This is a genomic window from Agrobacterium radiobacter (assembly GCF_040801995.1).
Classification (GTDB): domain Bacteria; phylum Pseudomonadota; class Alphaproteobacteria; order Rhizobiales; family Rhizobiaceae; genus Agrobacterium; species Agrobacterium radiobacter.
Genome location: NZ_JBEGHX010000001.1, coordinates 215033 through 239704, shown reverse-complemented (window position 1 = coordinate 239704; position 24672 = coordinate 215033). Strand labels below are relative to the sequence as shown.

Genomic DNA, 24672 nt, shown 5'->3' with positions numbered 1-24672 from the left:
GGTGCCCCCTTCGCAGGAATGCAAGCTAAAATGCGGCGTTTTCAGGCTGTTTTGCGGTAGTCTTCGCGGTGATCGGCGTAATCGGTAAGACGCTCTCTCAGGAACGCCAATTGACGTCGCAATTCCATCAGTTCCTCGGCTTCGGCCTGAGCATGATCGAAGCGCCCGGCAAGGGCTTCCGCCAGGAGCGGAGGAAGCCCGGAGGATACCGGATCAGCAGCCCTGACCGTGCGGCTGCCCATCAGGACCTGCCGCACACGCTCGTCCAGCGGCATATCGTCGTCGTCATTGAAGGCCTCGCCATAATAATCGGCAAAGCTGTCTTCCTCCGGCTCGATGTTACCCTCTGCGGCAAGATCCGGCAGATCTTCAAACACAGCCGGCTCGATCGGTTCGAATTCCGAAATCTGCAGAAACTGGACCGGCGGCTCGACGGAGGATGGAAGTTGCGCGCCGTCTTCGACGATCAATGCGCCCTCTTCTTCTTCGTCATGGCGACGGTAGCTCAGGAGATAGAGACTGCCCAACAGGCCAATTAATGCGCCGCCGCCCGCCAGCATGGCGGCCTGAGTCAGGTCGCGGGTCAATTCTCCCGGTGTTGCCTTCTTGGTCAAACGTGTTTCGACCGCAGGCGTGGCGGATGCGGACAGGTCACGGCGTTCGCTTGCCTCCAGATAGGCATTTCGCGCTGTTTCCAGTTCACCCTGTAATCTCGAGAATTCGCCGGAGGCGACACCGAGCTCGCTCAGGCGGTCTAGGTATTTCCTTTGCTCGCCATTGGCGGTCGCGACCTCCTGAACGATGCGCTTTTCATCCGCCCGCAGGCCTTCGAGTAACTGTCGCAATGCGGGGGCAGCAAGTGCCTGTGCCGCGTCCACGGCATTCTGGGCGGCGATGCTGCGGGGATGTTTCGGGCCATAATCGACCGAAACGGCAGCAAGCGCCATGCTGGCGCTCGCATGCTTTTGCCTGACATCCTCAAGCGCCGAAAAAGCCACGCCGGCCGGCAGAGGCTTCACAAAGACATCATTCGGCTTCAGGGCCGAAGCCGCCGTCAAATCAGCCTGGACGGACTGTTGCTGCGGGGTAATTCCGGCAAGCCTGTCGTTTACATCGCGCAGCTGCTGCTCAAGTTGCTGCACCTCGGACATTACGGCATCACCGTGACGCATCTGGAAACCGTTCAGTGCGGCTTCCGCCTCATCGAGCCTTGTCCGCGCCCTCTCCGTCTCGCGCATAGCTGGTGTCATCGTGCCGGCCTTGCCATCCGCGATCACGCGCATCGAAAGATAGTCGGTCAGCCGCATGGCGGTTTCCGGCGTCGCCGCCTTGCCGGTCACGATCAGCGTATTTTCATCCGGTGTCAGTTCCAGCCGGATCGCCTGGCCCACCGCACCGTTCAACGCCTCACGCGCGGACAGCGGACGCGCATCCGCGCCGGTCAGAAGGTCGAAAAGCAGGCCAAGCTCACCCTGATTGCGAACGCCGACCATATCGGCGGACTTCAGCTTGAGATCGGCGGTTATACGGTCGAGCCCGGAGGGTGAAAGCAGGGTGCGGCGTGCCATCGCCAGAAAACGGGCCGCGTCGGGGGCATCGTAAGCGGTCTGGGAGACCTCGATCCGGGCCTGCGAAACATAACCGCGAAAGCCGGAATCGATGAGCAGAAGCGGAAGGGCCGCCCCGGCAACGGTGGCGGCGGCGATGCACCCGGACGTCAGGAGCCGCAGCCAATGTCTGCGCCATTGCGATACGGGCGCGGCGACATCATCCTCGTCAGGGCGGATCGCCATCATGTCCGGATTGTCATCAACCATCTGAAGCCGTCTGCCGCCCTCGGTGCCGCCCGCCACGGGCGACTGTCAAAACCTTACGAGAGGTTAAAGGATCGTGGCAAACAAATGGTTAACGCGGCGCTTGCGGACGTTGTCTCAGCTCTTGCCGAGCGCGATGTGCCAGGGTTCGGCGCAGAGGCTGTAGAGCCAGCTCATGTGAAGCTTGCGGAAAATTTCCGGCATGCCGGCCACTTCCGATGACAGGACCTTGAACAGGGGCCCAACCGCGATGGTGACCCGCGCATTCTCGCGACTGACGGTGCGGTGCAGCCATGTCTCCTGGTTTTCCTTCAACATTCCCGCCAGCAGAACATCCACCTTAACGCCCGATGCATCGCGGTTCAGCATGACGAAATCGTGCCAGGGCGCGTGCGCCCGCAACTTGGCGAGAACCTCGCCGATCTGCGCCGCATCATCTCCCGCCACACCGATCCGCTTCGGCACCGCCATATAGGTCAGAAGCGCCATGGTGAAGGCAACGCCGTCGATGGCGGCAGGCAGAGGCTCGCCATTCTCGTTGCACGCGGCGGCCCTCATTGCCTTGCCCTGCGGCAGAAGCAGGCAGCTTTCCAGAATCTGTCGGTAGGCATTGTCCTTGAGCGAAAGCTTGGCTTTTTCGAGAGTAAGAAAGGACAGCATCGTGTGCCCTTCACAGGCTGAAGCCCTGCCGCTGACCAATTCCAGCGCCCCATTCCAATCGAGATCACAGACGCGCAGTCCGTGGATATTCCGTTGCGATCCCGGCCGCGCGAAACCTGACGCGAAACTCATTGCCAACCCCCAATACCAAACCCATCGCCACCCATCCGAAGCATGGCCTGCGGGATGGTGGTTCATGGGTCTGTTTATACATGTGCAGGTTGAATTTAGCTTGAAAGCAATCTCTCGAATGCTTGGGGATACGGCAAGAGACAATTAACCAGAAAGATGCTCCGCATCCTGCAGCAGGCCGAAGCCCTTCGCCCCTTGGCCATCAATGACTTGGCGCCGCAGCCGCTTCTTTTCCGACTTCGGCCTTCTCGCCCTCGACGAGCTTGACCGAGCGGGGCGTACCGTTACCGTTCTGCTCGCGAATATCGGCCTTCGACAGATAATCGAGCTGTTCGATCAGCACATCCTCGACCACCTCGTCATCAAGCCTCTTGTTCAGCCCCTCGCGGATGCGCTGCTTGAAGGCTTCGGGATCGAAGGTGGAGATGTTGGCAATGTTGACCATGGAAGAACCCGCGAGCAGCGTGAACAATTCATCGGTCATCAGCTGCGTTGCCGGCAGCTCGATCTTCGCCATCTTGGTCTTGTCGACGCGGAGCGAAATCCGGCTGAGGAAATAGCCGTTCACCCCGCCGTCATTGATGACGGGGATCGTGATGCTTTCGCCCTTGACCAGTTGCAGACTGGCTTTTTTCGCCCCCGCCTCATCCGGCGCGGGCGCCGTCGCCAACTGGACGGAGAAATACACCGCGCCGAGCGTGACGGCGCAAACCCAGACGCCGGTGAGAAGAAGCTTCAACATCAGGAGGCAGCGCCGTACATGAACTGTTCCTGCGAATAGGTGCCGTCCGTATCGGCCTCCTGGATCGCGCTCTTCAAGAGGTCCGCAACGGCGCGAACCGCGTTCAGATGCGCCTCGACGCGGCTGGCATTGGTCGCAAGCTTGGACTTGATGCCCTTGACCTGTTCCATATAGCCAGCGGCGATTTCCTCGCGCGGCGTATCGCGGAACAGCATCGTCAGCTCATAAAGGCAACGGCTCTTATGGGCATTGGAGACCTTGAAGTCGAACTGTGGGTCCTTACCGATATTGTCGTTCTCATTGTCGATGATCATCTCAAGGCGGCCGAGAACGGATTGGATACGGTGGTCGTTCGACATAAGGTCCATGCTTGTCTCCTCGTTAAGGTTTTTCATTCTCAAGCCTCGTCTGTTTTCTCATTGGAAACACCGAGGACCTGCCGCTCGAACTCCGCCACCATCCGAATTGCAGCATTATGGTCTTTTTCATTCATCGATACGTCGGTAATGCCTTTGCTTTCGGCCTTCCGCAGCGCATCCTTGTAAGCTTGTTCCGCAATGCCGACGCCGCCATTTCTGGAGATCGTGTCGGCAAACTGTTCGGCCATCATGCTTTTCCAGATCTCGCCGGCATTACCCTTGCCGTAAACTTCCTCGCTGTCTTTCGGCAGCATGTTGGCCACGAAGGTCTGGAGTACCGAGGCTTCATATTTGCGATAGGTTTCCGGGATTTCGGTGCGGGCCGCGCGGATATTGGTGTCGCCGAGGCCAGCCTTCGAGGAAGCGCCATCCAGCATGTCGACCGCGGCGCCAAAACCCTTGCCGGCATCGGCAAGGCTGGTTGCGGCAAAAGCCGCCTTGTTCGCCTTGAGTTTTTCCTGGGCAACCTGAACTTCCTGGGGGTCCGCAGCGCGAACCACATCCATCACCAGATCACTTATCACCGATATCGCCACGTCCAGATCTCCCGAGCTGACGAATGGGCGGCACAGAAAGCCGGCACATCCGCTCAATCAAGAAACATCGCCGGAGGCGTCCTCAAAAACGCCCGCGATGCAACAATGGGACAGATTATGGATCGCCAACCTTGCTGGAGGCTGGTGTGTGGGAAACATTCGTAATTTCTAACAAATCATAGATTGCATTATCATCGGCCTCGCGATCTTCTAGATCGCGGGCGATATGCATCCTGTCCTCAAGCCTGTCGGCCTTGGTCTTTTCCTTCAGGACCTTGTTTTCCTGAAATTGCTGGACGCCTTCAAGCTGGCGGTCCTGGACAACGAGACGGCCGTAGCGGTCCGAATAATGCTTGGAGAATGTCTGATGCACCGGCTCCATGGAACTCATCGCCTCCAGCACGTTCTCCATGGATTGCGCCACTTCGGTGCGGGTGCGGGTGGTGTCGGCCAGCTCCACCTCGGCCATTTTCTCCATGTGCCGCTGAACCGTTACCAGACGTTTGAGTTTAGCCGAGCGCTTGTCCGAAGCCATGGCGTTTCTCCCGATCAAAAGCCGATGAAGACCGGGCCGAAACCATCCACGAATTGCCGGATGAGGGCCGCGACCGACAGGTAAAGCATGAAAATGCCGCCCGCGAGAATGAAGGGCGTCGATATGAAGAAGACCGGGATCTGCGGCGCAAGCTTGTTGATGAGGCCAACCGCGACGTTGAACATCAGGCCGTAAATCACGAAGGGGCTGGCGAGCCGCAGCATGATCGAGAAGGAGGCTCTCAGCGTATCGGTCAGCGTAATCAGCATCTTCTGGCCGCTGATGAGCGCGCCGACCGGTGTGGCGGTGTAGGAATCCACCAGCGCCTTGAGAACGATGTGATGGAAATCGAATATGAACAGCACCAGCAGGCCGCCCAAGGTGATGAAGTTGGATATCTGGTTTTCCTGCACGTCTTCGATGACATCGGCACCGCCAGGCGCACTGAGGCCAATGGAAGCGCCGATGAGCGCGCCGGTAAACTGAAAACCCAGCGTGTAGAACCGCGCGATCAGGCCATACATCGAACCGATGACGACCTCGGTGAAGATGAGACCGACGACCGTGCCCTGGCTTGCGCCGGAGACTTTCGGATAGATCGTGTCCCATAGCACCGGCAGAAGCGCCATGGATACCGCGACGCACAGAAGCATGCGAATCTGCGGCGAGATGCGCGAACTGGAAAAGCCCGGCATGGTCATGAAACAGGCGCCGATACGGCAAATAGCAAGGAACAATGCGATAATTGTCCCTTGCGGGTCGGTTATCATGAAATGGCGCCCAGAATCTTGATCTCGAGACCCTTGGCAAGTTCCACATGCGAAAGAACCGGCAGGGTCGCAAAGAGTCGCTCGATAATCATGCGCACATAGGACCGCGTTTCCGGTGAGGTTACAAGGACAAAGGGCAGGCCGCGATCCATGAATTCACGGATAACTTTCGAGGCCTGCTCCGAAAACTCCTCGAGATGGCGGGGATCGATGTCGAATTCGACGATTTCGCCCTTCTGGTCACGCTTGAGCGCCTGATGGAAAACCATGTCCCACTTGTTGCCGAGACGCAGGACACGCAACACGCCATTGTCGGCCAGATCGCCGCAGAGCTGCTGCGACATGCGCACCCGCACATGTTCGACGATCTGTTCCGTCTTGCGCACATGCGGCGCGAGTTCGGCGACGGCTTCGAGAATGAGATGCAGGTTGCGGATCGACACGCGCTCGGCGAGCAGCAGTTTCAACACCGCCTGCAGGCCGGAATAGGACATATGCGACGAGCAAATCTCGTCGGCCAGCTTCTTGTATTCGGGATCAAGCCTATCGATGAGGATTTTGACGTCCTTATAGGACAGGAGCTGCGGCAGGTTGTTGCGGATGACTTCGCTCAGATGCGTCAGCACCACCGAGACGTTGTCGATCGGGTGGAAACCTTCGCGCTTCAGATCCTCGGTGAAGGTTTCGAGGATGGAGACGGCGGGCATGCCGAAAGCGGGTTCGCGGATTTCGTCGCCCGGAATGCTCGGCTTGCGCCCTGCACCCGTCACGACAAGAACATCGCCGACGCGCAGGCTGCTGGAGGCGATGGTCGTGCCGTGGACGCGGATCTGATAGGCCTTTTCCGGGATCATGATGTCGTCGGCGACCTTGATCTCGGGCACCACGAAACCGTATTGGCTCGCGAATTTCTTGCGCATCTTGCCGACGCGGAAAGCCAGCTCCTGATGCGCGCCGAGAAGACGGGTGGAAACCTGCTTGCCGAGCGCCAATTCGATCTCGGCCGTCTTCAGCACCTGCTTGACCGAATCCTTTTCCGCCTCGGTGGTCTGGAGAACCTTGTTCTCCTCTTCCTGACGCCGTAGCGCGCTTTCGGCTTCCGCCTGGCGTGGAATATACCAGCTGCCGAAGGCCATGATGCCGCCGAGGAAGATGAAGGGCAGGAAGGGAAGGCCCGGAATGACGGCGAGCAGTCCCATCAACATGGCCGAGACCATCAGCGCGCGCGGATAACCGCTCAGCTGATTGACGACCGCCTGATCCGTCGAGCCGGCGGTGCCGCCGCGTGATACCAGAAGGCCGGCGGCCAGCGATACGATCAGGGCCGGGATCTGCGAGACGATACCATCACCGACCGAAAGCTTGACGAAGACGTCGGCCGCTTCGCCGATCGGCATGCCGTGGCGGAAATAACCGATGATGATGCCGCCGAAAATATTGATCGCCGTGATGATGAGACCGGCGATCGCGTCGCCGCGCACGAATTTCGAGGCACCGTCCATCGAACCGAAGAAGGAGCTTTCCTCTTCCAGTTCGCGGCGGCGGCGCTGCGCTTCCTTTTCGTCGATGATGCCGGCGGACAGATCCGCATCGATCGACATCTGCTTGCCGGGGATGGCGTCCAGCGTGAAGCGGGCGCCGACTTCGGCGATACGCGTTGCGCCCTTGGTGATGACGATGAAGTTGACGGTGATCAGGATCAGAAAGACGATGAGACCGATGACGAAGTCGCCGGACATGACGAGGCTGGAGAAGCCCGCAATCACGCCGCCGGCCGCCGTCGGCCCTTCATTGCCGTGGGACAGGATGACACGCGTCGTCGCAATGTTCAGCGACAGGCGGATCATGGTCGCGATCAGCAGCACGGTCGGGAAAGACGAGAAATCCAGCGGCCGCTGAATCCAGAGCGCCACCATGAGGATGAGCACCGAAAGCGCAATCGAAAACGCCAGGCCAATATCCACCAGAATGACCGGAATGGGCAGGAAGAGAACGCAGAGGATCGCCACAATGCCCAATGCGAAACCGATGTCTCGCATGCTCGGACTTACCTTGGGCAAGGAGATGACTGGTGGTTGCGCCATAAAATCGTCCTGTCTCTTCATGAGAAGGGCGACGGAAAAGCCGCCGCACGGTTCCGCGGCACCGGTTTTCGAAAAGCGAACGCAATTCGGCCCGATGCTTCAACCTATCCCTAGCCGCCGAAGCTTGCGCGAAGGTGGCATCCATAGCGGACGGGCGTCAGAAGCCGGATTGAATGCGGGAAAAGACGAGATTGGAAAAGAGTGATATCTGCGCGCCCACGAAGGGGGCGGCGACACCGAGGACAAGCATGATCGTGACGATCTTGGGAACGAAGGTCAGCGTCATTTCCTGAACCTGGGTCAGGGCCTGAATGAAGGCAATGACGACACCGACGATCATGGCGGCGAGAACCGCCGGACCGGCCGCGACGAGAACCGTCCAGACTGCCGCCTGCATGATATCAAGCGCATCGGCCTCGTTCATCGTCGCATCCTTATTCCGGAAAGGCGGCGTCATGCCGCCTCTTCAATATCAGGAACCAGCCGGTTTATTCGAATCGGTCCCGCCATCAGCTGTACTCTTGATTGGACCATTCGAGAAGGTCACGCCGGCCTGCAGCAGCACCTTGTCACCAGCTTCGGTGATGGCGACAACGCCGTCCGAATAGACCTGCACTTCCTTGACCACGCCGGTGACCTTGTCGTCGGAGCTCATGACGGTCTTGCCGACGAGATCGGACGCGCGCGTCAGGGCTTCCGCCTGCAGCATGCTCTTCAGGTGGGTGTTGGTCTTGATGGTCTGCTCGACCTGCGAGAAGCTTGCCAGCTGCGACATCTGCTGACCCGCATCCATCGGGCTGGTCGGATCCTGGTTCTTCATCTGGGCGATGAGGAGTTTCAGGAAGCTGTCATAGTTCAGCGAGGCCGCGTTCTTGTCACTGCTGCTCGCCCCGGCATTCGCCCAGGGGTTTGCCGCTGCCGCATTGACTGCATCTACCGCCATGGTGCGATCTCCTTGCGAATCTGTTCAATCGTTGCCGGGGTCATCTCCTGATTGTTGAGGATTTTTTCCTCGATCGGATAAAGACCGCGAATAGCTTTGAGCGCTTCGAAAGCCTTGCCTGACGCAACCAGCCCGTCGATCCGCTTGAGTTCCGCCAGAACCTCGTCATGCTGGAAGCAATTCAGCAGCATGCTGACCGACTTGCGGAACATGTTGGTCGACTGATCGCGCCCTTCCGGGTTGATGAGGATCATCTGCGCGATGAAATAAAGCTGTCTGAGCGGCGTCGTCGCCTGGTCGGGCTGCAGAACGTGGTTTTCAAGCAGGAACGTGACATCGTTCAGGAATTCAAGCGCCACCTTGCGATCCACACGCAGAACCGCGCCGTTGATGAAAATCTTTTCGCCCGATTTCAGCGAAATTCGAAGTGTACTTTTCATTTCAGTCCATCCCTGATGATGGTTGTCACGTCAATTATGCCCTGGAAATTCGTCGACTGACGTTTCCGGATCAGTTCGCACTCTTTCAAAATCCAGATAGCGATGGAGATCAGATTGGCTCTGAGTTCCATGGCCAGCTGGTTGTCGGGTTGCTTGAGATCCTCAATGAAGCGGATCCAGACCCGTCGAGTGTAAAAAAGTGCTTCGATCGTGGGCCGCTGCGAGGAGGAGTCCCTTGCCTCCACCAGAAGGTCGATCGATTTGGTCAACGCCTGCCGCTCGCGATCTTTCGCGTTGGCGACACCATCCTCCATGATTTCGGCGTAGGAAAACTGGTACATTCATGTATCCTTTATCTGCCGCCACCTCTGTTCATCAGAGGTAGTTTACCAGACTCATTTTTTGCAGACGCGACGTGAGGCTGTATGCGATTTCAATCTGCTGCTGCAGCAGATCGAGACGGGTCTTCGCCTCGTAGGTATCGATCCCCTCAATATCCAGCAGATGCGTTTCGATGATCTTCTTCTGGGCCTCCAGCGAATCATTGGCTTTCGAGACACGGCTTTCGGAAAGACCGAGCTGGCTTTGCTGCTGGTTCAGACCGTTGATGGCGGTGCCGATATTGGTCACCGACTTCATCGCCACCATTTCGCGGATGCCGCTGTCCACCTTCGCGTCGAGGAAGGTCATGGACGTCATCGCGGTCAATGCGAAATAACGCATGCCCTGCGAATTGCTGTTGCTCGACGTTTCGACAACCTCGTTCTGGCTGATGCGGCTCGTCATGTTGGTGTCGCTCGCCTTCGAACCGAAGGTCGTCCAGAAATCATAGTTCTGGCCGGCCGTCAGGCTGCTATGCGGCGGGTTCGTGACCGTGGTCGTGCCGTTGAACACGCCTTCGATATGGGTCATGAACGCTTCGACCTGCGGTTTCGACAGGCTGGCGAAATCACCCACCGGCGGCGTCTGCGCCGCCATGAATGCGTTCAGCTCCGTCTCATAGGCTTCCTTCAGCGGAGATCCATCCGCGAAATAGTCATCGACAGGCTTCACATCCGTATTGATGCCGGAGAACAGATACTCGCCATTGACCGCTGTATTGGCGAAGCTCGTGAAGTTGTTGAACGCATTCGAGATGGTCTGGGCGACCGTCGACAGCGTCGGTGCTTCACTGCTGGTATTGGGGACCAGAACCTTCTGAATCTCCTGCGCGGCCTTCGCCATGCCGTCCAGCGCCGTCTGCGAGGATTTGAGGCGTTGCGTTGCAATCGAATTGACGCTGACCAGCGAGGTGATGCGGTCGATATCGCGATTGAGATCGAGGCTACGGGCGGTATTGGCGCCCAGCGTCACGCCGAGATCGGCATGCTTGCCCGTCGTCAGCTCGGTATTGAGATTGGTCATCTCAAGCTGAGCCTTGAGGATGGTGCTGCGCATGCTGTTCTGCATCGCCAGCGATGAAATGAATGACGTTTTCATCGTTTACCTCACCATGTCCATCAAGGACTTGAGCATTTCATCAACGGTCGTCACCAGTTTGGTCGCGGCCTTGTAAGATTGCTCGATATCCATGAGCAGTGACAGTTCCTCGTCCAGGCTGACCGCCGTGCTGTTCGAATAGGAAGTGGCGGAGCGCTCATAAAGCGCGCTTTTCGCTTCGTTTGCCGAAGTCGCGCCGGAACGTTCCTGTTCGAGCCACCCCATCGAGTTGGTGCCGTATTTCAGGATGCTGGTATTCGTATCGATACGTGTCGACGCGGCAAAATTCATGGGCGCGTCAAAAGCAGTGACATAGCTGCGGATCAGGGCGGAGAAACCGGTTCCACCCGATGTTGCGGTATTGATCACGTAATCGGTACCGTTGATACCGCCGTCACGCAACAATTCCGGATTGCCACCTTTGGAAATAATTAACGCCGGGTTGACGGTAATGCTGGCCGCGAGCCCCGGAGAGACAGTTCCGTCCGGCGGAATTGTCGTCGCCAACGGCGAACCATAGGTGAAGAGGCCAGGCATGTCTGGCAGACCGCTGGTCGGGTCCGCGGGCTTTTCCGCAAACATGGTGATGAGGCCGCGCGCGATTTCGTCGAGCTGGCTCTGCATCGTCGGCGCCAGATCATCACGAACCTGCATCAGGCCCTGAAGCGATCCTTCCGCCGTTGTGTTGCTGCCGCTGCCCGCCTTCAGCGCTACGCCATCGACATAAATGGCGTTGCCCGTGGTCGTCGCATCGTAGCCCGGCTGCGTCTTGAAGGTCACGCTGCGCGGCACGATCTCGAACAGCGTCGCACCGTCAGTCGTATAAAGCGCCACATCGTTGTTGGGGCGATTGACGACATTGATGCCGATGATGGAGGAAATGTCCTTCAGAAGCGCTTCGCGCTGATCGAGAGCGTCGCTCGGATCGCCGCCGATCGCCGTCTGCGCCTTGACCTCGTTATTGGCTTCCTCGAACTTCGCGAGCAGCCCGTTCAGCTTGTCGACCTGGAGGGAGATTTCCTTGTCGGCGCGCAGACGCATCGCCTGCAATTCGCTCGAAGCCTTGTTCAGGGAACTGGCGACATCCGTGGCCGAGGTGACGGCCGTCGCCGCCAGAGCGGCATCGCTCGGCTTGGCCGCGTAAGCGTCCAGGCTTTTCAGCAGTTCCTTCATATAGGTGGCCGGCGAACTCTCGTAATCGTTGCCGCCGAAAACGCTCTTCATTTCCTGAAGGCCATTGAGCACGGTGCTCTGGCCGGAAGCAAGAGAAGAGCTGGAGATTGTCTGCCTGAGAAGACTTTCATTCTGGGCACGACCGTTGGAGACGATACTCGCTCCAGCCATGGTCGTGCCGAGAATGGCGGTTCGCTTGACGTAGTTCGCATTGCCGACATTGGCAATGTTTTTCGAGGTAACGTCCGTCTGCTTACCTGTATTATTGAAAATCGACTGCGCAGTATTCATTGCTGACGTGAGCGACATTCATCTGTCCTCGTGAGAAGTATTATCTCTTCAGATTGATCAGGACGTCCATCAAATCCGATCCAGTCTGGAAGACTTTCGAATTCGCTGTATAGATACGCTGGGATTCAATCATGTCGGTGAGTTCGCTGGCGATATCGACGTTCGACCCTTCCAGCGCACCCTTCTGGATGTAACCGAAGCTACCCGTCTGCGCGAAGCCGATGGTGACAACACCCGACTCGTTGCTCGGCAGATAGACGTTACCGTTCTGCGGGCTGAGGTTGTCGACGCTCGGCACCGTGGCCAATGCCAGCTGGTAGATATTGCGGCGACCGCCATCCTGATAGACCGCCGTTACCAGGCCGTCCTTGCCAATTTCGACGTCCTTGATCTGGCTCGGACCGTTGCCATCGAGAACTGCAGTACCGGGCGTAAACTTGGTCGAGAACTGCGTCATTTCAGACAGGTCGATGTTGATCGCCTGCGCCACGCCGCTGACCTGGTCATTGATCGTAATCGATTTATCCGAGGTGGGGGTGAGCTTGTTGGTAGCAGGATCGAATGTCAGCTCGACTTTCTCCTGAACAAGGTCAGTTATTGGCGTTGCCGTGTAGGGGAATCCGCCATTCGTCGACTGGTCCTGGCGGTAAACCGCCACTTCCCACGTATTGTCGTCAGTCTTGGTGTAGTAGAAATCGTAAAGTACCTTCGCACCGCCGCTATCGAATGCCGTCAACGAGGTCTTGTTGCCGAACGTCGCAGTTGCGGAGTTGGTGCCCGGAAGCGATGCCGCGGCCACAGCCGTATCGCCACGGTTAAGATTGGCCGGGAAGCTGCCCTGCGTGGAGGGCGATGCCGTCAGGCCGAAATTATTGACATTGATGGCTTCAAGACCCGTGAAGCCATTGACGACGGCCGCCGGCGGGTTGGAACCATAGGGGTAACCCATCAGTTGGAAGCCGGCCGCGTTTTCCAGGTACCCTTCCGAATTCTTCTGGAACGAACCGGCGCGCGTCAGGTAAGGCGTGCCCGATCCATCCTGAACCACGAAGAAGCCGTTGCCCTGAATGGCAAGGTCGGTGCTCGAGGTGGTGTAGGAGAGGTTTCCCTGCTCCGAAATGCTGTAGCGAACATTGGACTGTACGCCGCCCGAGGCGTAGCTGCCCGATGAGGAGGGCAGAACGAGCGAGGAGAACGACGTGGATGCACGCTTGTAACCGGTGGTGCTTGCGTTGGCGATGTTGTCGCCCACGGTCCCCAGCTTGTTCGCCTGCGCATTCATGCCGGACACACCGGTTCGCATAGTGCCGAAAATACTCATTCAAAAACCCTCGTGGTCATCTTTCAGGGAGAAGGTAAAGCGTTTGGCTTGCGTGAAGCTGTCGGAAATACCGCGTTTGAAAAAGACCACGCGGGTCAATGAAAATCATTGCCAATCAATGCTGTAGCCGAGGAACCGCTTGGAATCGACCGGATCGTAGCCAAGCTTCTTGCGCAGCTTCTTGCGCAGCTTGCTGATGTGGCTTTCGACAACGTTTTCTTCGACGTCGTCATCAAAGATGCCGTAGATGGCATTGAAAATCTGCGCCTTGGAAACGCGGCGTCCGCGATTGGCGATCAAATATTCGAGGATACGACGCTCGCGGCGCGGCAAGGGAAATACCTCGCCACCCACTTCGGGGTCGCGGCCGTCGGAGAAAACCCGAATCGGCCCCGCATCTGTGAAGTTCGAGATGACCTGCAGCCGGCGGCGGATAGCCGCCGCACGTGCAAGGATTTCACGGGGATGAACCGGCTTGCGCACGACGTCGTCGACGCCGCTGTCGAACAGCGCCAGCGTGGATTCCAGCGAGGGTTGGTCGCTGACCGCGATGACAGGCGCCGTCGTGCGATCCCTGATCGCCTTCGGCAAAGCAAAGCTCCGGTCGCCCTGGCCAATCAGGAAGGCTTCCACAGCCGCCAGATCGCTTTCCGCCGCCGTCGAGACCCACTCCCCGAATTCGACCGGATCGAACCCGGTCGAGGGAATGCCCTCACGCCCAAATAGAGATGTATAGCCGTCTTTAACGAGCTCGCGCTCATCAACCACTACGATCATTCGTCCGCCTCCGAATCAGTGTGGTGTTTTCCAATGAGGCATTGGTACGAATCGGGGGATTCAGCGACAACTGTAGGAAATCATCGATAGTTATTAATAATTGATTAACCATTTTGTGCCGATTTGATCTATATATAGTGGGTATTAACCATATATGGCACAAAATTTTTGTGTAGAAATTTCAAAATTCCGAAAAAACCGCTTGAAATGCCTTTTTTCGATCAATCTATCGCCACATTTCGAAATACGAGTCCTGCGGTGCCTAAAAGCAATTTCAGGTTGTCATCCGTCGCAGAAATTTTTCGCGTTGGGAGTCCATTTCCCGTAGCCCGTCGCCACCAGATTGGCGATGACGCGGCAGACATATTTCTTCTGCGCCGGGTCATTGTTGGGGCCGGCGTGATAACGGGCGACCGCCATGGTCCAGGTTTCATGCCTGTTGTGAAGGTTGCGAAGGAACATGGCGGCATATTCCACATTGCGACGCGGATCGAACATTTCCCGCGGGGATGAGAAGTTTTCGCCGTGGAAATAATGATTTATCTGCATGCAGCCGAGGTCGATCAGCTTGGCGCCGTTGCGCTTCGCCGCCTCGAAAGTCATCAGGGCTTCCTCAGTGGAGGTCGCAAATACCGGTTTTCCCTCGATATTCATGGCATTGGGGTCGAGCCTCCCCTTGCGGCCCGTCTCGGTCAGGCCCACCGAATAGAGAATTCCCTCCGGCACGCCATATTTGCGTGCCGCCGACTGGATCTCTCTTTCACAGACGCCTGATGTCGCCGAGGCCGACGCGTTTTCAGAGGTAGACGCCATTGTCAGCAGAAGAACGGGCAGAGCCAGGAGCGCCATCCATGCCTTCATTATGCACCCCCAAATTATCGCCATTGCCTTGCCGACTGCCCCGTGCTCCGGACTCGTCACGGTTGCGCCCGGCGGCGGCCTGCTGGCCCTGCTGCTGCGCCTGCTGATTTTGCTGATTGTTGCCCTGTGTGCCCGTTTGGTCACTCTTGTCGGAAGAAGCGATGCTGATGGTGATGTTATCGACCGTCAGACCCTGCGCCTTGAGACCCTCAAGGATGTTCTTGCTGTCGTCCTGAAGCTTTTTATAGGCTGCAACGCTCTCCACCGTCATGTGAACGGCAAGCTCGTCACCGGCAAGACGCAGCGACATCGTCACCGATCCGAGCTCGATCGGCGTCATGTGCAGCTTCAGCGTATGCACGACCTTGCCGGTGCTGCTCTGGGCCGCCGCATTGGAAAGCGACGAGCCGGGCTGCATGGCGCTCACCCATTCCGGATCATTGACGATCAGGCCGGTCAGGGCCGAAGCGTTGGTCGAAGGCGCCAGACCGATGAAACGCCGCGAATCGAGGACCATGATGGTATCTGCCGCTTTGCCGGTGCTTTCCCGTGCATCGAACTCGACACGGCCCTCACGCTGCACCGTGCTCATATCGAGAGCCCGGGCCGCGCCCGAACGCGGAGACGAGAAACGGAATGCCGAGGCATCGCCTTCGTTTTCGGAAGCCGAACCCGCCTCGTTACCGGCAGGTGCAATGCCTGTCGGCGTGTCCTTGACCAGATGCTCGGCCTTGCCCCGGACAGGTTCAGCCCGGTCTGATTTCACCGTGTCGGTCTTGCCGGCAATCGCCTGTGCAATTTCCTCAAGCGGCGTCTTGGCTGTCGCCACATCGGCGGCGTTGGCCACAACCAGCTGCAGTTCCGCCAGCTTTGGATCGATCACATCGGCTACCGTCTCGGCGTCCTTGTCGGTGTCGTCCTTGAGCTTCTTGCCGGTTTTGCCGTTCTCGGGTGTGCGGGCCGTTTTCACGGCGTTCTGAAACTCGGCCAAGGTCTCATGGGCACGACCTTCGCCGGCATGCTCGTTGACGATCGCATTCAGAAAGGTTGCGGGCCGCTTGACCGGGACATCCATCTTTTCCGCCTCGCTATCAGCCTGTGCCTGCTGTTCTTCAGCCGGGTTCTTGTCCTGCTGATGCCGCGAATGCAGCGCCTGCGGCGGCCGCTCGTCCCGGACCGTGGAAAGGGCATCGCCGAAACTGCCGCCCTTGGCGTCGTCCCTGACGCTGGCGCTGCCGGCGCGCGGATCGGATGGTGGCGCATTCATTATCGCGTTGATGGTTGCGTCGATCATGGTGCCCCCTCGCCTTTCTTCAACAGGCTGTCGATTTCATCGAGCTTGCTACGGCCGCTCGTCACGAGTTGCCGGACGTTATCGCCCTCATCGTCAGCCTTCTGGGTTTCGACCCGCCATATGCTCTTTGCATCAGCAGCGGTCGCCTCGTTTTCGGGCGCATTCCGCCCGGTATCCTTCGTGGCCGCAGTGTCTGCACCGACACCGGACTGCAGGGAAGGAGGACGAACCACCTGCTCTGCAATCGCCCTTGCCGCCTCCCGCAGGGCCCTGTCCCGATCCGAAAGCTGCGCTTCGGGGATTTGCCCGATTGTCTCGATCGCGCTCACCACATCTGGTGTGCCGATGTTGGAAAGGCTTTCATAGAGATTTGCCTGGACTTCAGGCTCACCCGGGAGCGACGGAGACAGCGCCTTCGCCTTCAACGCCGCCATACGCGCCAGCGAATCCTTGCCGCTGATCGCCGCGAGGCGAGAAAGGCGCAGATAGGCTTCCTTCTGCCTCTCGGTATCCATCATGGCGAAGGTTTCCTGTATCGCCTCCTCACCGATGGAATCGGCGCGTTTGACCACCAGCGAGACCAGAAGGTCGGCAAACTGGCTGGCATAGGGCGAATGCAGGAAGCGCCGCGCATAACGCTGCGCATAGTCGACGCCGCGCGCAGCATCGCCGTCTTCAACCGCGATAGCGAGCGAGCGGCGCAATGCCGCCTCCTCAACGATTGTGCCGGGCGCTTCGAGCCGGGCTATGTCGTAAAAGCCGAGTGCAGCCAGCGGATCGCGCGGTATCGTCACATTGCCGCCGATCAGCGCCAGATAGGCGCCAATCCGCTTGCCGCGATATTCAGGCACCATGGCCGCGATGCTCTGTGCGACCAGCGTTCCCTTGCCGGACAGGTATTTGCGCAGGATATCGGCAACGCGGCTATCGAAATTGCCATCCACATCGCGCGCGACCAGCAATTCCAGCGTCGCCGGGTTGCCGCCGCTCATCGCATAGATGAGCGCCGCATCGACATTGCGCGGATCCTTGAAGATCGCCGAGGGCGCGCTCTTCAGCCGCTCATCGATCGTCTGCAGCAGAAACCGCTGCATTTCAGCGGCGGAATGGTCGCCCATGGCCACCGAATCCTGCACGAACTGCAGGGAGCGCAGCATGGCATAGGGCATCAGATTGTCTTGCGACTGCGAAAACGCCTTGCTCGGCTCGGAGCCGAGACCGCAAAGCGTCGCCGCAAGAAGGAGCCAGCGTTTCGAGGTTTTCGTCACACTCACCCCCGATCGGCCTCAAGCAGAATTTCGATGCGGCGGTTGGCATCTGCCAGAGGGTCCGCCGGCACCTGCAATCTGCGGTCCGCGAAACCCGAGACCTGCTTTACCCGCTCTTCCGACAGGCCGCCGCGCACCAGCATGTAATAGGCGCTGTGCGCACGGTCCATGGAGAGCCGCCAGTTGTCATTGGCCTCGCCCTTGAACTGCCGTCCGTCGGTATGGCCGCGGATCACCACGCTGCCGCCCCGCTCCTGAAGCAGTTTGCCGATTTTTTCCATGGCCAGAACCATTTCACGCCGGGGAACGGCCGATCCGATATTGAACATCGGCGTTTCCGTCTGGTCGGAAATGGTGAGCAGCAACCCGCCTTCGGCCGGCGTCACCACCAGACCTTCGGAAAGCTTGCCGGTAATGCCTGAGATCTGCTTCTCGATTTCCTCGCGCAGGGTATCGGCCTTTTCCCACTCGGCATCGCTGGCCTTTTGCTGCTCCGGCTTGGGCTGAGAAAGCGCTGCCTGCTCTGCGGCATCCGGACGCTGCTGCGGCACCACGGCGGCGACTTCCATCGGCTTGCCGTCTTCCGCCTTTTCGGCCGGTGTCTCGGACGACTTAAGCGCGACCGCCTGAGCGTTTTCGGCCGCATCCTCCTGTTTGTTCTCGGCGAGTTGCTGCTGTTCAACCGGTTTCTGCGGCTGATCGGCGCGGGTGATTTTCACCTGCTGGGTCCAGAAATCGGGATCGAAGGGATCGCGATAGGCTTCGCCGCCGCTTGCGCCCGTCGCCGGGCCGGAATCGGCAGCGCCGCCCTCGCCCTTGGCGCTGACATTGGCCTGCTGCCCCACCTGCTGGGCAATTTCGGCCAGCACGGAATAGGGATTTTCGAAAAAGTCCGCTTCAGAGAAATTTGACTGCTCACCGGTCTGGGAGGTCAGGTCTTCGCCCGTCGCCGCGGCGGAACCTTTGGTGACCTTTTCCGCCTGGATGTTGGACTGGTCTTTCTTCTGGACGCCCTCTTCCTTATCGACAGGCTTTTCCAGCCCCTTGGACGAGGGTTTCTCATCTGACAGCTTGATGGGATTGAAATAGCTGGCGACCGAGGCCTTGGTTTCCTCGTTGGCGGCATTGACCAGCCACATGACGAGGAAGAACGCCATCATCGCCGTCATGAAGTCGGCATAGGCGATTTTCCACGCACCGCCATGGGCGCCATCATGCCCGCCCTTGTGGCGCTTGACGATGATGATCTCGTTCTTGCCGTGGTGGTGGTTCTCGCCTTCACTCATTTCATCACCTTGCGAAGACTGGACGCCCAGGCTGACATGCGCGTCACGAACACGCTTTCACCCAACTCGACGGAAAGATCGATATCGGTGGTCTCGGTAAATTTCATCGTTTCTTCTTCAAAGCCCGGTTGCGTCTTCAGCCGCTCGAACAGATCTTTCGGACCCTTCACGACAAGCGTAACCCCTTCGCCATCCGGCATGACGGCGCGCACCACATCCGCCAGCGCCGTAACCGCCTTGAGCGACAGCTTTTCCGTCAGGAGGGGGGCAAGGATATTGGCTGTCTGTTCGCTGAGATTGGCCGCGATCGCGTCGATACCCTCGCGCAGACCACGGGACAGGGACGCCGCAATTTCTTCAAGATGGCCCGAACGCAGGGTCTCCAGCTTGGCCGCATGGGCAGCGATCAGCTCTTCCCGCTCCGCCTGCATCTTCTCGGTGATCTCGCGGGTGGCGTCTTCGCGGCCGCGGTCGTAGGCCGCCTGTTTCTCGCTCTCCACGTCAACGGGGGCAAATTCGTCGAAAGCGGAAGCGCCATCGGCAAAACCGGACAGGAAATCGTTGTCGGCCAACGGGTCGCCGAAGGCCGGCGCCGCCGATTGCGGTTGCGCTTCACCGAAGTCCTTGAGAAACCGTGCAATGGACGCGCTCATGCCTGCCTCCGGCAAAACAGGAGAAAGGGGCCAGACATGTTTTGTTGCCCGCGCGAATCGCAAAAGCCTCGCCGCATTTCCAGACGGAAAACCGGGGTCCACTTTTCCTGGAAATGCTCTAAGCCGTTTGGCGGCACCACCGTCATCCTTGCTACCCTGCCCGTCTCTTCCACGTTTCCCGGCCGGATCACGCCATGCGATCCGCCCCATACTGACCCGACGTTAGGTGTTCAAACTTGTGCGAGGATGAAGGCGGGCGTGATCGGCAAGCCTGCGCCCATCCATCCCCGCGCGCCCACGCCGGTCGAACCCGTTACTTGAAGAGCTGGAGGATATTTTCCGCGTTGGCATTGGCGATGGAGAGAGCCTGGATACCGAGCTGCTGCTGCGTCTGCAGCGCTTTCAGCCTGGTCGATTCCTCGTTCATGTCGGCATCGACAAGACGGCCGATGCCCTTGTCGATAACGTCCATAAGGCTGGAAACGAAGTTATCCTGCATGCTGATGCGGCTCTGCAGCGAACCCAGGCTGGAAGCCGTGCTGGTCATCGCCTCAAGCTGCCCGTCGACGAAGGACATCATCATGTCGATGGCGTCGGCATCCGTATAGGTCGTGCCACCACCGGCAAAACCGCCCATGGCTGCGGCGACAACATCGAGATTGCCGAGATTGAGGGTGGATACGGAAAACCCGAGGGAACGATCGGCGGAAGCCGCCCCGCCGCTGAGGTCGTAAAACCAGTCGTTGCTGCTGGTGTCGCGATAGGCGGGAGAAACAGTGGTGCCACCGCTCGACGGATCTGTCGCCGTCACCTTCACCCATACGTTTTCGGCAAGGCGGAGATAATTGGCGGTCCCGTCACTATAGATATTCGGATCCGTATTCGTATCCGCAGTCGCGGCATTCAGCGCGCCGATCTGCGCGTCACTGAGCTTCTCGACGACATGACCGGCGTTCGTCGCCTTACCCGCAGTCGTCGAGGTCTGAGTGACTTCATATTCCGTCTTGCTGACGAAAACGGCGTTCTTGTCGAGAATCCCGAGCTTTCCACCACTGAGGTCGAAAAGCACCGTACTGCCATCGAGCACATAATCAACGGTGGTAACGCCGACATTGCCTGCGCCCGTGCGGGTGAAGGATGCAACGACCTTTTTCGTGATCGATTCTTCAACCGGCGGCGTGCCACCGTTGCTGATGCTGGCCTGCAGCCAGTTTTCGCCCGAGAAGGAGGCCGATTCGGAGATGCTCTTCAGCTGTTCCTGAAGCTGCTTGATTTCATCCTGGATCTTGCCGCGGTCGGCGCCAACGCCGTAGGCGGCGACGAGCTTGGCCTTGATCTGCTTGACGACCTCAATCGTGCTTTCAAGCGCGTCGTAGGCGGTGTCGACCTTGGCGGCTCCCAGACCCAAAGCGTCCTGCACGGCCGAAAGCGCGTTATTGTCGGAGCGCATCGTCGTTGCAATGGACCAGTAGGCCGCGTTATCCGCCGCAGTCTCGACACGGTAGCCGGAAGACACGCGCGCCTGTGTTGTCTCGAGGCTCTTGTCGATCATGCGCAGGGTTTGCAGCGCGGCCATCGCCGCCGCATTGGTCAAAATGCTGGTCATGGGGTCCACCCAACTCAAAATTTAAGAAAAAATCCGGCGCTGTGCCGACAACGAGCAGAAGCATCATGCGAATCGGCAATGGCCTGAACCGACCACCGCGACCTGCTGTTCGTTAACAAATCGTTAATGCGATAGGTAACAAACAACAGGACTGATTTGCAAGGCGTTCCTGCCTTTCACAGCCGGGTTTCGCATAAACCGGCAGGCTTCAGGCAAGCTCTGGTCAAAACGCACCGGAACGAGGCCGTTGCGCCCGCGATTTCGGCGGGCGCAACGGGACATGACGGCAATATTCAGCGGATGATCCGGTTAAGCCGCTTCGCCCTGACGGGTGGGCACGAATCGGGCAGCCGTCAGGCTTTTCCGAAGAAACTCGGTGTTTTCGTCCGGGTTTTCGGAAGGGTTCTGAAACGAGACGTGATTGATCTCAACCGCCGCATGTTCGTTGGCGAGCGTCAATCGCGCATAGACCGTGGCGCCCTTTGGCTTGAGCTCGAGATCGAGGACGATCTCCGGCGCGCCTTCCCATTCGAGCTTGTATTCGCCGCCGGCGCCGAAATTGATCGTACCGGGATGATAATAAAGCTCAGCCGCCGACGAAACGAGGTCGGCGATACTGCTGTAGCACTCAAATCTGAGCAGCGAAATCAGGTCGGCCGGGTCTAACAATCGAAGTTCGGTGGCGATCGGGTTGATCGCCTCTGCGACGATCATTTCCCGCTGTTCGGAATAGGCGGATTTTTTCATTGGTTTTATTGAACCCGTATTTTCGATGACTTCATGGCGTAAACCCGATGAACGAGCTCAGCCACAGCCTTGTAAAAGACTGGTGGAATCACACTATCTACCGAGACTTGCGCAAACATGGAGCGTGCAAGCGGAGGGTCCTCAAAAACGGGGATATTGTTTTCTTCCGCAATCTCGCGGATTTTCAATGCGATAAGGTCCTGGCCCTTGGCCACGACAACAGGTGCGTCGCCTTCTTCGCGAACATAACGCAGCGCCACCGCAAAGTGTGTGGGGTTGGCGATGACAAGCGTTGCGCGCGGCACATTGTTGATCATCCGGCGGCGGGCACGGTCGCGGGCGATGGAACGCTGGCGGGATTTGACCACGGGGTCGCCCTGCGACTGCTTGTATTCTTCCTTCACCTCATGCTTCGTCATTTTCAACTGGCTGAACCAGTGATGGCGCGTCCACAGAACGTCGACGGCAGCAAGCAGCGCGGTGGAAAGCAGAATAACGACCATCATTTTTTTGACGATCTCGACCACCCGGACGAAAATGACCTGCGGATCGGAGAACATCAGATCGATGAGGCTGTAAAAATCGCCACGCAAAGCAAAGAACATGATGACCGAGACGATCATGATCTTGAATACGGATTTGCCGAATTCCACAAAACCCTGCTTGCTGTAGATGCGCGTGAAGCCCTTCGCCGGTGAGACGCGTGACCATTGCGGACGCACCCGCTCAAGCACCGGCGACGGCAGGTTCTGGAAAAACGACGAAGCAAGCCCGAAAACCATGAACATGATCATCGCCGGCATGAGCAGATAGGCGATCGACGTGCCGAGAAAATACAACAGCGACAGGGCATCCGGCCGGGTGCTGAGGTCCCACTGTTCGGGCTGGCCGAACAGGTCCTTCAATGTGACGCCAAGGCGACCGGCGCCATCGGGCAGGAAGAAGACCAGGTAACAATAAAAAGCAAGTGAGGAGGCAAAGATCGGCACTTCACGGGAAAAGGGAAGATTGCCCTTTTCCGCCGCATCGCGGAGTTTTTTCTCCGTCGGGGCTTCTGTTTTACTGTCCTTGTCCTGATCGTCTGCCAAGGCACGTTCCCGGGATCAAAAAAAAGGGCCCGCCGATCCCGGCAGGCCGTCATCCCGAAACTAGCGTCCGTGACCGGCCATCGCAATGGCCGGTTCCGCCGTAAGGGCGGGTTATCAACCGGCTTCCGCTTAAGCGGCGGCCGGTTGTTCCTCCGCAGAGGCTTCCTTCAGCTGGATCTGGCCGGAATTGGCCAGCCGGATCGCCTCCTGCGCCACCGCGCGGCGGGCAATCGCCACTTCGCGGGTGTTGATCGAGGCCTGCGGCACCGCGAGGTCCGATTCGATCATGCGGCGCTGGCGCGGGCTGATGCTGGAGAGCACACATTCCTTGATTTCCATCGTGGCGCCGCGCAGCGCCATCGTCATGACATCGGCCGAAACATCGTTGAGCAGCAGGACGCGGCTGCGCTGCGGCATGAACATGAGGTCGTCGAAGAGGAATATCTTCGGCTTGACCTTGTTTGCGGCTTCCTTGCTGAGCGTCTCGAGAGAGCTGAGCAGCGTATCGACCTGCGGCTTGTCCAGTTCGTTCATCAGATCCGCAACCTTCGTGGAACCGCCCGCATTGCGCTCGGCCTCGATTTCATTGATGAGATTGACCACACGCTTCTCGATGATCTGGGCAGCCGTCGGGCTGACTTCCTTCATGTTGACGGTACGGTTCATGATATCGGCGCGCTGCTCTTCCGGAATGGTGAGGAGAACCTTAGCGCCGAAGGAGGAAGGCAGCATGGAGAGAATATAAGCGATGGTCTGCGGATGTTCGCGCAGCAGGAACTTGCCGACGAATTCCGGCTCGGCTTCCTGCAGGCGGTCCCAGATCGATGCTTCATAGGCCTGGAAAGCCGCGCGGCGGCCGAGAAGGCTGTCCACCTCTTCAGGGGTCAGGCCCTCTTCGAGAATGCTCTCGATGGCCTTGGCATTGTCCATCAGACCCGTTCCTTCGGTGAACAGGTCCTCGAACTCGGCTACGATCTGTGCAAGCTCATCGGGAGGAATGACGCGCAGGGTCTGGGCCGAGGAAATGATCATCTGCAGTTCGTGCTGGGTGAAAAACTTCAGCAGCTTGCCGGCGACGCCCTTGCCCATGGCAAGAAGCACCGCGGCCGCCTTGTCGGCCTGAGACAACGGCTTGCCCGCAAGGGGGTTACCGAAATCCTCGAAGTCCATCATGGTCTTTCCTCTCCGTCCCCACAGGGATCAGGCTTTTCGCGTACTCAGTACTTCAATCAATTTTACGCCGAAGCGCGTATCGTCGTCTTCCAGAACCGTTATTTCACCGCGCGCAATACGGCGGCCATTCACCATGATCTCGACCGGCTCGCCGATCTTGCGATCAAGCGCGATGGTTGCGCCCTCTTCGAGGCTCATCAGCCCCGAAACGAGCATTCTGCTGGTGCCGAGAACGATCTGGACATCGATCGGGATGTCCATGATCATTTCCATGTTTTCGGACAAGCCGCTGCCGAGCGGCGCCTTCACGCCCGCAACCTGCGGGGCGGCGGCAAAATCGTCCATCGCAAAGTCGGCCGCTCCGCCACCAAAGGCGGAAAGGTCGGTTTCGGTCGAAACCTCGTCCGTGCTTCCGAAATCGCCGAAGTCGCCAAAATCGGAGAGCGAGCCTTCCGCATCCGTCTTGAGGACGCCACGCAGATCGCCGATAGCCTGGTCGAGGTCGCCGCCGTCTTCAAACGACGGCAACGCCGCATCATCGGTCACAGGTGTTTTCTTCGTAGCCATGCGCTGATTATTC

26 protein-coding genes are annotated in these 24672 nt (G+C 58.6%); all 26 read right to left on the bottom strand.

Features of this window, described 5'->3' with window-relative positions:
- Nucleotides 1-41: 41 nt before the first annotated feature.
- The 26 genes from MRBLRC7O_RS01195 to fliN all read right to left on the bottom strand — a co-directional run bounded on the left by MRBLRC7O_RS01195 (nucleotide 42) and on the right by fliN (nucleotide 24659).
- Nucleotides 42-1817 carry a GumC domain-containing protein gene (locus MRBLRC7O_RS01195; RefSeq protein ID WP_080866523.1) on the bottom strand — a complete coding sequence of 592 codons (1776 nt, stop codon included), beginning with the start codon at nucleotides 1815-1817 and terminating at the stop codon, nucleotides 42-44.
- Nucleotides 1818-1931: 114 nt separating this feature from the next.
- On the bottom strand, nucleotides 1932-2606 hold the full coding sequence (locus MRBLRC7O_RS01190; RefSeq protein ID WP_080865815.1) for a WecB/TagA/CpsF family glycosyltransferase: 675 nt from the start codon (nucleotides 2604-2606) through the stop codon (nucleotides 1932-1934).
- Nucleotides 2607-2808: 202 nt separating this feature from the next.
- Nucleotides 2809-3348 carry a flagellar basal body-associated FliL family protein gene (locus tag MRBLRC7O_RS01185; protein WP_003503346.1) on the bottom strand — a complete coding sequence of 180 codons (540 nt, stop codon included), beginning with the start codon at nucleotides 3346-3348 and terminating at the stop codon, nucleotides 2809-2811.
- Nucleotides 3348-3716, bottom strand: a complete 369-nt coding sequence (locus tag MRBLRC7O_RS01180) for a hypothetical protein (protein ID WP_003503347.1) — start codon at nucleotides 3714-3716, stop codon at nucleotides 3348-3350. Before MRBLRC7O_RS01180 ends, MRBLRC7O_RS01185 begins: the two co-directional genes overlap by 1 nt.
- 29 nt (nucleotides 3717-3745) lie before the next feature.
- Complete coding sequence (locus MRBLRC7O_RS01175; RefSeq protein WP_003503348.1) at nucleotides 3746-4303, bottom strand: rod-binding protein; 558 nt, start codon at nucleotides 4301-4303, stop codon at nucleotides 3746-3748.
- A gap of 115 nt (nucleotides 4304-4418) precedes the next feature.
- Nucleotides 4419-4838: a hypothetical protein gene (locus MRBLRC7O_RS01170; RefSeq protein ID WP_003503349.1), complete on the bottom strand. Its 420-nt coding sequence runs from the start codon at nucleotides 4836-4838 to the stop codon at nucleotides 4419-4421.
- A gap of 14 nt (nucleotides 4839-4852) precedes the next feature.
- Nucleotides 4853-5608 carry a flagellar biosynthetic protein FliR gene (fliR, locus tag MRBLRC7O_RS01165; protein WP_003503350.1) on the bottom strand — a complete coding sequence of 252 codons (756 nt, stop codon included), beginning with the start codon at nucleotides 5606-5608 and terminating at the stop codon, nucleotides 4853-4855.
- Nucleotides 5605-7692, bottom strand: coding sequence for a flagellar biosynthesis protein FlhA (flhA, locus tag MRBLRC7O_RS01160; RefSeq protein WP_003503351.1), 2088 nt, complete (start codon nucleotides 7690-7692; stop codon nucleotides 5605-5607). The genes fliR and flhA overlap by 4 nt, the downstream gene beginning before the upstream one ends.
- Nucleotides 7693-7849: 157 nt before the next feature.
- Nucleotides 7850-8116 carry a flagellar biosynthesis protein FliQ gene (gene fliQ / locus MRBLRC7O_RS01155; RefSeq protein ID WP_003503352.1) on the bottom strand — a complete coding sequence of 89 codons (267 nt, stop codon included), beginning with the start codon at nucleotides 8114-8116 and terminating at the stop codon, nucleotides 7850-7852.
- 48 nt (nucleotides 8117-8164) lie between these two features.
- Nucleotides 8165-8635 carry a flagellar hook assembly protein FlgD gene (gene flgD, locus MRBLRC7O_RS01150; RefSeq protein WP_003503359.1) on the bottom strand — a complete coding sequence of 157 codons (471 nt, stop codon included), beginning with the start codon at nucleotides 8633-8635 and terminating at the stop codon, nucleotides 8165-8167.
- Complete coding sequence (gene flbT, locus MRBLRC7O_RS01145) at nucleotides 8626-9075, bottom strand: flagellar biosynthesis repressor FlbT (RefSeq protein WP_003503362.1); 450 nt, start codon at nucleotides 9073-9075, stop codon at nucleotides 8626-8628. Before flbT ends, flgD begins: the two co-directional genes overlap by 10 nt.
- Nucleotides 9072-9416, bottom strand: a complete 345-nt coding sequence (flaF, locus tag MRBLRC7O_RS01140) for a flagellar biosynthesis regulator FlaF (protein WP_003503365.1) — start codon at nucleotides 9414-9416, stop codon at nucleotides 9072-9074. The genes flbT and flaF overlap by 4 nt, the downstream gene beginning before the upstream one ends.
- A 34-nt stretch (nucleotides 9417-9450) precedes the next feature.
- Complete coding sequence (locus tag MRBLRC7O_RS01135) at nucleotides 9451-10554, bottom strand: flagellar hook-associated family protein (protein WP_020010439.1); 1104 nt, start codon at nucleotides 10552-10554, stop codon at nucleotides 9451-9453.
- A gap of 3 nt (nucleotides 10555-10557) precedes the next feature.
- On the bottom strand, nucleotides 10558-12036 hold the full coding sequence (flgK, locus tag MRBLRC7O_RS01130) for a flagellar hook-associated protein FlgK (RefSeq protein ID WP_003503368.1): 1479 nt from the start codon (nucleotides 12034-12036) through the stop codon (nucleotides 10558-10560).
- A 22-nt stretch (nucleotides 12037-12058) separates the two neighbouring features.
- The gene (locus tag MRBLRC7O_RS01125; protein WP_003503378.1) at nucleotides 12059-13339 is read right to left on the bottom strand and encodes a flagellar hook protein FlgE; all 1281 of its coding nucleotides are present in this window, start codon (nucleotides 13337-13339) and stop codon (nucleotides 12059-12061) included.
- A 105-nt stretch (nucleotides 13340-13444) separates the two neighbouring features.
- Entirely contained in the window at nucleotides 13445-14116 is a 672-nt protein-coding gene (locus MRBLRC7O_RS01120; RefSeq protein WP_003503381.1) for a response regulator transcription factor, read from the bottom strand.
- 282 nt (nucleotides 14117-14398) lie between these two features.
- Nucleotides 14399-14965 (bottom strand): lytic transglycosylase domain-containing protein, encoded by a 567-nt coding sequence (locus tag MRBLRC7O_RS01115; RefSeq protein ID WP_003503383.1) that lies wholly within the window; start codon nucleotides 14963-14965, stop codon nucleotides 14399-14401.
- Nucleotides 14913-16271 (bottom strand): flagellar hook-length control protein FliK, encoded by a 1359-nt coding sequence (gene fliK, locus MRBLRC7O_RS01110; protein ID WP_003503385.1) that lies wholly within the window; start codon nucleotides 16269-16271, stop codon nucleotides 14913-14915. Before fliK ends, MRBLRC7O_RS01115 begins: the two co-directional genes overlap by 53 nt.
- A complete protein-coding gene (gene motC, locus MRBLRC7O_RS01105; RefSeq protein ID WP_003503386.1) occupies nucleotides 16268-17545 on the bottom strand; it encodes a chemotaxis protein MotC in 1278 nt (425 codons plus the stop codon). Before motC ends, fliK begins: the two co-directional genes overlap by 4 nt.
- The gene (locus MRBLRC7O_RS01100; RefSeq protein WP_003503388.1) at nucleotides 17542-18825 is read right to left on the bottom strand and encodes a MotB family protein; all 1284 of its coding nucleotides are present in this window, start codon (nucleotides 18823-18825) and stop codon (nucleotides 17542-17544) included. The genes motC and MRBLRC7O_RS01100 overlap by 4 nt, the downstream gene beginning before the upstream one ends.
- Entirely contained in the window at nucleotides 18822-19478 is a 657-nt protein-coding gene (locus MRBLRC7O_RS01095; protein ID WP_080865813.1) for a hypothetical protein, read from the bottom strand. The genes MRBLRC7O_RS01100 and MRBLRC7O_RS01095 overlap by 4 nt, the downstream gene beginning before the upstream one ends.
- A 313-nt stretch (nucleotides 19479-19791) precedes the next feature.
- Nucleotides 19792-21084 (bottom strand): flagellin N-terminal helical domain-containing protein, encoded by a 1293-nt coding sequence (locus MRBLRC7O_RS01090; RefSeq protein ID WP_003503391.1) that lies wholly within the window; start codon nucleotides 21082-21084, stop codon nucleotides 19792-19794.
- A 309-nt stretch (nucleotides 21085-21393) separates the two neighbouring features.
- The gene (locus tag MRBLRC7O_RS01085) at nucleotides 21394-21831 is read right to left on the bottom strand and encodes a BspJ family T4SS effector nucleomodulin (RefSeq protein ID WP_003503394.1); all 438 of its coding nucleotides are present in this window, start codon (nucleotides 21829-21831) and stop codon (nucleotides 21394-21396) included.
- Nucleotides 21832-21836: 5 nt separating this feature from the next.
- Entirely contained in the window at nucleotides 21837-22919 is a 1083-nt protein-coding gene (gene flhB, locus MRBLRC7O_RS01080; protein ID WP_003503396.1) for a flagellar biosynthesis protein FlhB, read from the bottom strand.
- Nucleotides 22920-23048: 129 nt separating this feature from the next.
- Nucleotides 23049-24092, bottom strand: a complete 1044-nt coding sequence (gene fliG / locus MRBLRC7O_RS01075; RefSeq protein WP_003503398.1) for a flagellar motor switch protein FliG — start codon at nucleotides 24090-24092, stop codon at nucleotides 23049-23051.
- Between the two features lie 27 nt (nucleotides 24093-24119).
- Nucleotides 24120-24659, bottom strand: coding sequence for a flagellar motor switch protein FliN (fliN, locus tag MRBLRC7O_RS01070; protein WP_003503403.1), 540 nt, complete (start codon nucleotides 24657-24659; stop codon nucleotides 24120-24122).
- Nucleotides 24660-24672: the final 13 nt, after the last annotated feature.